The sequence below is a fragment of the Bradyrhizobium sp. F1.13.3 genome, from assembly GCF_040548265.1.
In the GTDB taxonomy this organism is placed as follows: Bacteria; Pseudomonadota; Alphaproteobacteria; order Rhizobiales; family Xanthobacteraceae; genus Bradyrhizobium.
Window position 1 is genome coordinate 72211 of record NZ_JBEPRI010000026.1, and the last position, 9994, is coordinate 82204.

General features: G+C 57.9%; 7 protein-coding genes and 1 pseudogene. 7 read left to right on the top strand and 1 reads right to left on the bottom strand.

Translation table 11 applies throughout. The features are described from left to right. Positions 1-429 precede the first annotated feature (429 nt). Positions 430-1962, top strand: coding sequence for a porin (locus tag ABIB66_RS39895; RefSeq protein ID WP_354259029.1), 1533 nt, complete (start codon positions 430-432; stop codon positions 1960-1962). A gap of 348 nt (positions 1963-2310) precedes the next feature. Here the strand turns inward: ABIB66_RS39895 and ABIB66_RS39900 are convergent. Continuing rightward, positions 2311-2513, bottom strand: a pseudogene (locus ABIB66_RS39900) (hypothetical protein); the annotation flags it as partial. Between the two features lie 617 nt (positions 2514-3130). Between ABIB66_RS39900 and ABIB66_RS39905 the strand changes: the two are divergent. The 6 genes from ABIB66_RS39905 (at position 3131) to ABIB66_RS39930 (ending at position 9558) form a co-directional block, all read left to right on the top strand. After that, complete coding sequence (locus ABIB66_RS39905; RefSeq protein ID WP_354259031.1) at positions 3131-4051, top strand: serine hydrolase domain-containing protein; 921 nt, start codon at positions 3131-3133, stop codon at positions 4049-4051. A 101-nt stretch (positions 4052-4152) separates the two neighbouring features. Continuing rightward, positions 4153-5742, top strand: a complete 1590-nt coding sequence (locus tag ABIB66_RS39910) for an ABC transporter substrate-binding protein (RefSeq protein WP_354259034.1) — start codon at positions 4153-4155, stop codon at positions 5740-5742. A gap of 2 nt (positions 5743-5744) precedes the next feature. Further along, positions 5745-6686 (top strand): ABC transporter permease, encoded by a 942-nt coding sequence (locus ABIB66_RS39915; RefSeq protein WP_354259037.1) that lies wholly within the window; start codon positions 5745-5747, stop codon positions 6684-6686. Between the two features lies 1 nt (position 6687). Then, positions 6688-7569 (top strand): ABC transporter permease, encoded by an 882-nt coding sequence (locus ABIB66_RS39920; protein WP_354259040.1) that lies wholly within the window; start codon positions 6688-6690, stop codon positions 7567-7569. Position 7570: 1 nt separating this feature from the next. Beyond that, positions 7571-8578 carry an ABC transporter ATP-binding protein gene (locus ABIB66_RS39925; RefSeq protein ID WP_354259049.1) on the top strand — a complete coding sequence of 336 codons (1008 nt, stop codon included), beginning with the start codon at positions 7571-7573 and terminating at the stop codon, positions 8576-8578. Continuing rightward, the gene (locus tag ABIB66_RS39930; protein ID WP_354259043.1) at positions 8575-9558 is read left to right on the top strand and encodes an ABC transporter ATP-binding protein; all 984 of its coding nucleotides are present in this window, start codon (positions 8575-8577) and stop codon (positions 9556-9558) included. The genes ABIB66_RS39925 and ABIB66_RS39930 overlap by 4 nt, the downstream gene beginning before the upstream one ends. Positions 9559-9994 lie beyond the last annotated feature (436 nt).

Consider the following 9994-nt stretch of genomic DNA (forward strand, 5'->3'; position numbering starts at 1 on the left):
CACAAATGATCATTAGCTGGAATGCGCGTACACGTCTTCCGACGAATTGACGAGGCATACCCGTCATGCAACAAGTTAATTGACTAATTCAATTCATTTGCGATATCTTGCTGTCAGATCGTAAGGCTCCTCGGCGCCTCGGTCATGCTAAACCTCCAAATAGAACCCTCTGGATGCCCCCTGAGGGTTCTTTTTTTGCTTTTTTGGAGAGCCTTCGGCTGCTTGTAAGCGCCATGTTGCTGAATCGCAACAGTTCTGACGAATCAATTGGCGCGCGAAATGAATTGATTGAAGCAATTGTATTCAGCAATTATACGGGAAGAGACGGAGAGGGGGCGCCTCGAAGTCGTTCCGTCAACACCCGCCCACTGAGGGTGAGTTCGTTGCGGCGGATCTAGACGGACGCGAATTCAACTCGGAGGTTAACCCATGAAATTGACGAAGAGTCTCATCCTCGGTTCTGCCGCGATGCTCGCAAGCGCTGGGGCGCAGGCGGCTGATTTGCCTCTCAAGGCAAAGGCGATCGAGTATGTGAAGATTTGCTCGCTGTACGGTGCGGGGTTCTACTACATCCCGGGGACTGACACCTGCATCAAGCTCGGTGGCTATCTGCGCGTCGATGCAGTGCTTGGGACGCACGCCGACTTTGATGCTGCGAACAGCGGCCTGGGCGGCGCTCACAACCGCCTGAGCAACTATTATACGACCTTGGCTCGCCAAGATCTGCAAATCGATACGCGCACCGCCACCGAATACGGTGTGGTGCGGACCTTCTACGAGGGTGTGTTCAGTTGGTCCACTGGCGGCTACGGCGGCGCGGGGAGCACGGCCGTGAACGGCTCGACCGCTTATAATGGCTCCAACCCGGCTGGCAGCGGCGGCGGCCAGATCGCGGGCGGTAAGCTCGGCGTGTACTACGCCTTCATCCAGTTCGCCGGTTTCACCTTCGGCAAGGCGGAATCGCAGTTCAGGACGCCTTGGGCTGAATATCCAGCGAACAACTTTGAGTTGCCGGGCAGCGGCGGCTGGGATCCGATTACTCAAGTCACGTATACCGCAGACTTCGGCCAGGGCATTACCGCATCTTTCTCGGCCCAAGATCAGGTTCAGGCTTATACGACCAACGTCTGGAACGTGAGCGGCGCGACGGCCGCGGGTCTCGCAGCTGGAGCTTACGGCGCCAACGACATCGGCGGGTCGCGAGCCCCTGACCTCGTGGCGAGAGTTCGTGTTGATCAGGCCTGGGGCCTTTTCCAAGCTTCGGTCGCCGCGCACGACAACCATGCAGGCTACTATGGGGCTGACGAAACGACCGGTCACGCGAGCGACAAATGGGGCTGGGCCGGTCAGCTCGCTTTGTCGATCAAGAATCTCCCGACTGGCGCGGGCGACACGATCAACCTGACGGGCGTGTATACGTACGGCGCAAGCAGCTACAACTTCCACGACTATATGTCGCGCTCGTTCGCGATGTATGGCAGCACCGGGCTGCCGGGTGCTTACCAGAGTTTAGGTCTGGCGGGTGTCGCTGACTCTGTGTTCGTTACCGGCGCTGGCCAGGAGCTGACCACGACGTATGGTTTCAATGGTGGTTACACCCACAATTGGGATCCCTACTGGAACAGTTCGATCTTCGGCGCGTGGGCTGCCGTCAGGTACAACAACACGGCGAAGGGGTACATCTGCGGGGCAATGGTCACCACTCTGGCGCTCTCGAGCGGAGCAGGCGGATGTAACCCCGACTTTAACTACGCGGCAATCGGTACGAAGACGTCCTGGACGCCGGTCAAAAATCTGACCTTCACCGGCGAGCTCGCTTACATGATGCTCGATCAGAAGTACGCCGGCGCAAGCACGGTAACGCTTCCGTTGCAGGCGGGTATCGCCAAGCCAGGTACTGCGTATGAGCTCAAGGACCAGAACAGCCTCGTGCTGCTCCTTCGTGCTCAGAGGAACTTCTAAGTCTTGGTCAACCAGCGGAAGGAGCAAATAACGGCTCTGTAGCATCAGAGTTAAACCTCCAAGAAGGCCTCCGGCATGCCCGCCGGAGGCCTTTCTCTTTTCTGCAGTTCGAAGCGCCGAGCGTTCTCGTTAACACTTGGAGCTTTACCGCGAGCGCTCGTCCTTCCGCTCAAGAAGAGTCGTTGATGTGCCGCTACCCGGCCTCACGGAGAACTCCTTTGCGCCGGTGGCCGCATTCGATCTCGGCGGCAGACGTAGCTTTCATACTGGAGCTGCTAGGCGGCTTTGAGCGGGTTGGGATCCATCTCAGCGTCAGGAAAGTCCGGCTGCATTCTCCATCAGATGCTAACGGTCGGCGACTTGCGGCGCGGCAATCAGGATGGAAGCCCGTCTCATCCAGATTATGTACTGCGTGCGGCAGCACCTTGGCCGCGCTTCGCCATATCCGCCACTACGGTCGCGGGCGACCATTGCGATCGTGGGATGAGCAGCGAGCCAGGCTTGGGCGATCGCACGCTCACGATGACCCGGCGCCTTTCCAAGTTGCAGACGGGGATGAGCTATTCAACTGCGATATCGGCCGGCTTGTTGCCGATCGAGGTGGCCGGACCCGTTATGGTCTCTACGCCGATCGTACATTTCGCAAGCGCGTCGCGGATTGCGGATCAATGTCGTGAAGCGAAGAAAGAAGATGGAGGTTTGCAGAATTCCGCCACGACGTGAGCGCGCTGTGCACGAATTCCTCCCCGACAAGCGGCTTTTTAGCGAAATTAAAGTCAACGCGCTGATAGGCTCAACGCGGCTGCAGGCGGTCATCGAGCCACAGTTCGAAATGTCGGCCATCCTAATATTAAACAAATACGAGAAGGGTGAGGAAACTATGGCTGCGAGGCCTCTTGGGCTGGGAGCATCGACTGGGACGGCGGCGAACTCAACCGCCGCGAACGTTCGGAGAGGCGCCGATGCTCTACCTGAGATCGCCATGGCGAGCTCTTGGTACACGCAATGGACGCCTGAGCAGAGAGCCGTCGGCTATCGTAACATGGATAAGCTCGATGCCACTCACCTAGTGCGTCGTGGGCCCAGCGTTCGCCCTCTGCCAAGGGCAGCCCGCCAGATCTCGCCACGCTGTAATTGGAAGGGCGAAACTATGGAGCTGGATCGCCTCATGAAAGCGATGCAGACCTCAGGTGTCATTGTGCTGAAGGATGGCGAAGTCGTCCTCGAGAGTTATGCCCTCGGGCGGACGGAAAAAGATTGCTGGCTGGGCCAATCGGTCACCAAGTCAGTGACCGCGATCCTAGCCGGCGCCGCAATCCAAGAAGGCCACATCAGAAGTATGGATGCGCTGGTCACCGAGTACATCCCGGAGATGAAGGGTGGTGTCTATGATACCGTAACCGTCCGCCAGCTGTTCACAATGACCTCCGGCGTCAAATGGAGCGAAGATTACATCGATCCAAACTCAGACGTGTTTAGGGCTGGCCGGTGCTGTTACGAAGCTGGGGTACATCCCATGGTCGCGTACATGCGCCACTTGCCGCGAGCTGCTGAGCCGGGGACGACCTTTAACTATAGTACAGGCGAGACTGACATGGCGGGAATTCTAGTCTCGAATGCCGTTGGTAGGCCCCTGTCTGAATACCTTTCGGACAAGCTCTGGCAAGCCTACGGCATGGAAGAGGATGCGAACTGGGCGGTTGATCGGTTTGGCCGAGATCGAGGCGGCTCCGGCATCTCTATGGCCCTGCGTGACTACGCACGGATTGGCCAGTTTATGCTGGACGGTGGCAAAGTCGGCGCCGCTCAGGTGTTGCCGCCCGACTGGCTCGCTGAGGCGACCCGCGCCCAAATTATCTTCCCGACGCCGCACCGCGGTCACGCCGCGTTGGGATATGGGTATTCCTGGTGGATCTATAGGGATTCCTATGCCGCGCTCGGCAGTGATGGGCAGGCAATCTTCGTCTATCCGCAAAGCAACGTTGTGATCTCAGTCAACTCCGCTTGGGCCGCACCTAACACGTCTGAGGACTGGCAAGGTTTGGAGACGACGTTCGTTGAAGCTCTGCACGCGGAAGCTGTAGCCTAGGGCTTAGCAAAGATCACACTCTCTACGTCCAATGGAACGGAGAGAGTCAGAACGAGGAGCATGGATGTGCCCTCCGCAATTCATTCGAAGGGGGGCGAGACATGAAGATTTCTCGGCGTAAGCTTATTGGAGCAGGTGTGGCTGCCGGCGCAGCCGCATGGGGACCGTCAGTCCTGCGGGCGCAAACGGCGCCGTCCGCCGCGCGAACGGTACGCATGATGAACGGCAACATCACCAACTTCGATCCATACTCGACAACAACTTATCATACTGTCGACCACGCCTTAGCGATTTACGATACGCTCTTTGCGCTGGATTCGAAACTCACGCCTCGTCCGCAAATGGTAAAAAACTGGGCGGTTTCGGACGATAAGAAGACCTATACCTTCGAGCTCCGGGACGGCTTGGGCTTTCATGACGGCACTGCTGTCACGGCAGGGGATTGCGTCGCCTCAATCCGTCGTTGGCTCCGGACACCCGGCGGGCAATTGGTCAAGGAACGAACCAAAGACGTGTCGAGGAAAGATGACAAAACTTTCACTATCGTCCTCAACGAGCCATTTGCGCTGTTGCTCGATCAACTCGGAGAGTCGGTCAACTACCTGCTGTTCGTCATGCGCGAGAAGGATGCGGACCGCGCCCCGACCGAGCCGGTGACTACTCATATCGGATCGGGGCCGTTCAAATTCAATGAGGCGCTCTTTAAGCCGGGTGTGAGCTTCGTCTATGACCGCAACGAGAAATATGTCACGCGCGCGGAGCAGCCTGACGGGTTGGCCGGCGGCAAGATCGTCAATGTTGACCGTGCCATCTGGGAAGTGATCGCGGACCAGCAGACGGCTGTAGCGGCCCTGCAAGCGGGCGAGATCGATTTGCTGAGCGACCCGCCGGCCAATCTTTTCCCAATGATTGAGGGAGATCCCAATCTCGTTCTCGAAGACCTCCACAAATCTGGCGACAACTATCTTCTGCGTATGAACTGCTTGCAGAAGCCGTTCGAGAGCGTGAAGGCTCGCCAAGCAATACTTCATCTGGTCGACCAGGAGGCGTTCCTGCGTCTTATTAATCCAAATCCAAAGTACAATCACACCATCACGTCTTTGTTCGGAACCGGGACGCCCTATGTTAATGACGCGAACACCGGATGGCACAAGAAGGGCGGCGATCCGGCAAAGGCTAAGCAGTTGTTCAAGGAGTCCGGGTATTCGGGCGAGAAGGTCGTCATTCTCCAACCTACGAACTGGCTTCCGGGGAGTAATGTCGCGCAGCTTCTGGCCGCTGCGCTGCGCAAGATCGAGGTCAATGCGGAACTTGCACCGAGCGACTGGGCCGGGCTTTCCGAGCGACGATCGAACAAGGGGCCGGTCGAAAGTGGGGGGTGGAGCATCTATCCCACGAGCGCCATCGATCTTAGCTTCGGGGACCCGCTTTCCGCAGGCTGGATGACTTTGAACGGACAGTACTATGGTTGGCCGCAGAATGACGAATACGAGGTTCTTCGGGCACAATGGGCGAACGGCACATTAGAAGATCGAAAGACGCTGGCCCGTAAGATGCAGCAGTCATGGTGGGATACGGCGGGCTCCGTTTTCTTGGGGCAAAGTGTTTCGCCTATCGCGCGTCGCAAGGAGCTCACCGGCCTTGTCAGCTATCCTGCACTCCTGCCGATGTGGAACATGCGGAAGGCGTGAGGATGGGCATGTATATCTTTCGTCGACTGATCTCGGCCATAGCCGTGATGGCTGTGGTCGGGATTTTCGTCTTCCTGCTTCTCAGGCTAGCGCCGGGCGATGCGGCGGCCATGATCGCCGGCCCCACGGCCACGCAACAAATGATAGACGGCATCCGCGAACAGCTTGGATTGAATGAGCCGCTTCCAGTTCAATTCGGCCATTGGGTGCTGAGTATCGTTAGGGGTAATCTTGGCACCTCGATCTTTGCCGGGCTGCCGGTTCTGAAACTCATCTCCCAGCGGCTGGAACCGACCCTTTCACTTTCGATCCTTACGATGCTCGTTTCGGTGCTGGCCGGGGTCTGCTTCGGCATTTTCGCTGCGTGGCGTGCCGGCGGCTTTGTCGATCGCATGCTCATCGCGTTCTCGGCTATCGGCTATTCAGTCCCGGTGTTTGTCGTCGGCTACTTCCTTATATACTTTTTCGCAATCCAGATGCGTTGGCTGCCGGTCCAGGGATATACATCCATCGATCATGGCCTTGGTGCATGGTTCGTACGTCTGATCCTGCCTACCGTGACTTTGAGTTTGTCATATATCGCTTTTATTGCCCGAATCACACGGGCGAGCATGCTGGAAGTCCTTTCGGAAGATTACATGCGCACGGCCGCGGCCAAAGGCGCCTCGACCTATTCCATGTTGTTTCATCACGCCCTGAAGAATGCGGGCGCCCCGATTCTCACCGTGATCGGCATAAGCCTTGCTTATCTGATCGGCGGAGTCGTCATCACTGAGACGGTATTCAACATACCCGGTGTCGGTCGCTTGGTCGTCGATGCAATCAACAATCGCGACTATCCCGTCATTCAGGGCGTTCTGATCCTGGTTTCCGGTGTTTACGTTCTTATCAATCTCACGGTCGATCTTGCCTACACCTTGATAGATCCCCGCATCCGGTACTGATATGACCCTCCTTTCCTCATCACTTGTCGCCGCGCCGAGAGCTTGGCTGGGCATATCCGGTCTCCCCCGATTGGCGTCCCGACATCCCTTGGTCTTCACCGGCGGCGGTCTATTAGTGCTGGTGATCGTTATGGCGATTGCCGCTCCGATCTACGCCGGCGATCCAATGAACATGGATCCGTTCAAGATTCTCCAATCGCCGTCTTCTGCGATGTGGTTAGGAACCGACAGTCTAGGCCGTGATGTCTTCGCTCGAACGATGTTCGGGGCCAGGATCTCCCTGGTGGTAGGATTGGTTTCGACAACGGGAGCGGCTTTGGCCGGTCTCCTGATTGGCGTCATTGCCGGCTACAATCGCAACTTCGACAACGTCATTATGCGAGTCATGGACGGATTGATGTCGATCCCGACTATCCTCTTGGCCATCGCCCTTGTGTCTTTAACGGGACCGGGGGTCGGCATCCTTATCCTCGCCATCACAATACCCAGTATTCCGAGTACTGCTCGGCTGGTTCGTTCTGTGGTTCTCAGCGTTCGGGATTCCCCATATGTGGTCGCCGCGCTCGTCGGTGGGGCGCGCCTGCCGAAGGTGCTGTGGCGGCATATCCTACCAAACACTGTCCCGCCGCTCATGATTCAGAGTGCCAACGTCTGCGCGAGCGCGGTTCTGACGGAAGCTGGACTAAGCTTTCTGGGGGCAGGCGTGCCGCCCGACATTCCCAGTTGGGGCAACATGATTGCAAGCTCTCGTCTATATCTCTCTATTGCGCCATTAAGCGTATTCGCGCCAGGCATTTGCCTTGCCGTGACCGTACTTGCCGTCAACCTGCTCGGTGATGGGCTGCGTGACCTTTTCGACCCCCGTTCAAAAGGCAGGCGTTGAGATGCAGCCAAAAATAACGGCAGATCAGGGGGTGCTTCTCGATGTTCGAGAGATCGAGACGCATTTTTACGCCCAAGGCAGCATAACGCGTGCGCTTGGCGGGGTTAGCTTTCAGGTCAAGAGCGGAGAGACGCTCGGTGTAGTCGGCGAATCCGGATGCGGAAAAAGCGTCACCGCTCTTTCCATTCTGCGCCTGCTGCCAAAGTTGGGCGCAGCGACCGTCAGCGGTGAGATCCGCTTTCACGGAAGCGACTTGCTGAAGGTCTCGGAACAAGAGATGCGGACGGTCCGTGGGAATCGGATTGCCATGATTTTCCAGGAACCACTGACTAGCCTTAATCCGGTTTACACTATTGGCAGCCAAATCGCCGAAGCGGTGCGGATTCATACGAAGGTTTCTCGCCAGGAGGCGATGGCGAAGGCGCAAGAGATGCTCGGCCTTGTCCGAATCGCGGACCCCGATCGCCGCGTCAAGAATTATCCTCACGAAATGTCAGGGGGGATGCGCCAGCGCGCCATGATTGCCATGGCGCTCGCCTGCTCTCCGGAACTATTAATTGCTGACGAGCCGACAACTGCGCTCGATGTCACCATACAGGCCCAAATCCTTCGGCTGATCGTCGATTTGAAAGAGCGCATGGGAACTGCCGTGCTGTTCATTACGCACGATCTCGGCGTCGTCGCTGAAACGTGCCAGCGGGTGATCGTCATGTATGCCGGTCGGATCGTCGAACAGGCAACCGTCAGGGACCTGTTCGCTCGTCCTTCGCATCCCTATACTCAGGGTCTCATGCGCTCCGTGCCCGATCCGCGGCGTGGCCGCAGGCGACGTCTTCCGGAAATTCCCGGGATCGTGCCAAGCCTACGGGAACCGATTGCAGGCTGCAGCTTTGCTCCGCGCTGCCCATTTGTAATCGGTAGGTGCCGTCAAGAGGCACCTGATATGCGAGACGTCGGACCGGGCCACTCGGCAGCTTGCTGGCGCTCTGAAGAGGTGATGGGCGCATGAGCGGTCCTCTGCTGAAGGTCGAGAATCTGGCCAAACATTATATGCTTGGCAACGGGTTTTTAAAGCAGAATTGCCCAGTGGTGCGCGCAGTGGAGGATGTTTCCTTCTCCGTCGCACCGGGAGAAACGCTCTGCATCGTCGGTGAATCCGGTTGCGGTAAGTCCACTCTCGCCCGGCTCCTGATGCGAATCGTGGAGCCGACCAGCGGGCGAGTCATCATTGACGGGACCGACATTACGGAATTTGGACCGCACGCGCTGCGCGTGTGGCGTCGCCGCATGCAGATGGTTTTTCAGGATCCTTATTCATCGCTAAATCCACGCCTCACCGCTGGTCAGATAGTCACCGAGCCGGTCGAGAATTTCGAGCGCCTCAAGCGCAAGCAGCGCGAGGCGCTTGCCGCAGACCTTCTTCAAGAGGTCGGCATGCGGCCCGAAATAATGCATAGGTTTCCGTCGGAACTATCAGGGGGCCAGCGGCAGCGACTTGCTATTGCGAGGGCGCTGTCGCTTCGACCGCCGCTCATCGTCGCAGACGAGGCGGTATCTGCCCTGGACGTGTCCGTACAGGCGCAGATCCTAAACCTGCTGCTGGATCTTCAGCAGAATACAGGCATTGCTTTCCTCTTCATCTCGCATGATCTGAGTGTCGTTGAGCATATCGCTCATCGAGTTGCAGTCATGTATTTGGGGCGGATCGTCGAGCTCGCCACGTGCGAGGCTCTCTTCGCCAATCCAACCCATCCCTATACCGAGGCGCTGATCTCGGCGGCTCCGTTGCCCGATCCCACGCGAGTTCGGCCGGGAGCACCGGTAGAAGGCGAGGTGCCTAGTCCCATCAATCCGCCGAGCGGATGCGCGTTTCATCCACGCTGCCCGCACGCGATCAAGCGCTGTCGCCAGGAAATGCCGCCTTTGGCTCCAATGGCCGACGGACGACTTGTGGCCTGTCATGTGCGCACTGGAGCTCCAGCAATCTAGTCCCGGCTCCTGCGGGCTTCTACCCGAAGACATGTTCAAGAGTGAGAGCGACCTTTGTTCGCGCGCGCTCGCCGGCGAGGGGCTGAACTGCATCCTGTCGGCACGCGGTCGTTGAATAACCCGTCGTGCCTGGCCTCGATCTGGGCTTCTTCGATGTGCGAGGTGTTCGCTCAATAAACGCAAAGCGCTGGCCATCCGGCCATCCCAGCGGGAGCGCTTGAGAAATCAGCGTAAGACTATTCCTTCTTTCGAAGGGCCGTCAGCATGGCACGCATCCAGGTCAGCAGGCGTGGAGGGTGCTCAGATCGTTTACACACCAGTGTTCGGTCGGACGCTTAGAAGTATTCCTCCGGGGTGGGCCGCCTTGTTGAGTTGCAGGTATCCGACGAGGATCTAGCTTTAAGGCTAGCCTTAAGGTCGGTAGATGCGGGTAGAG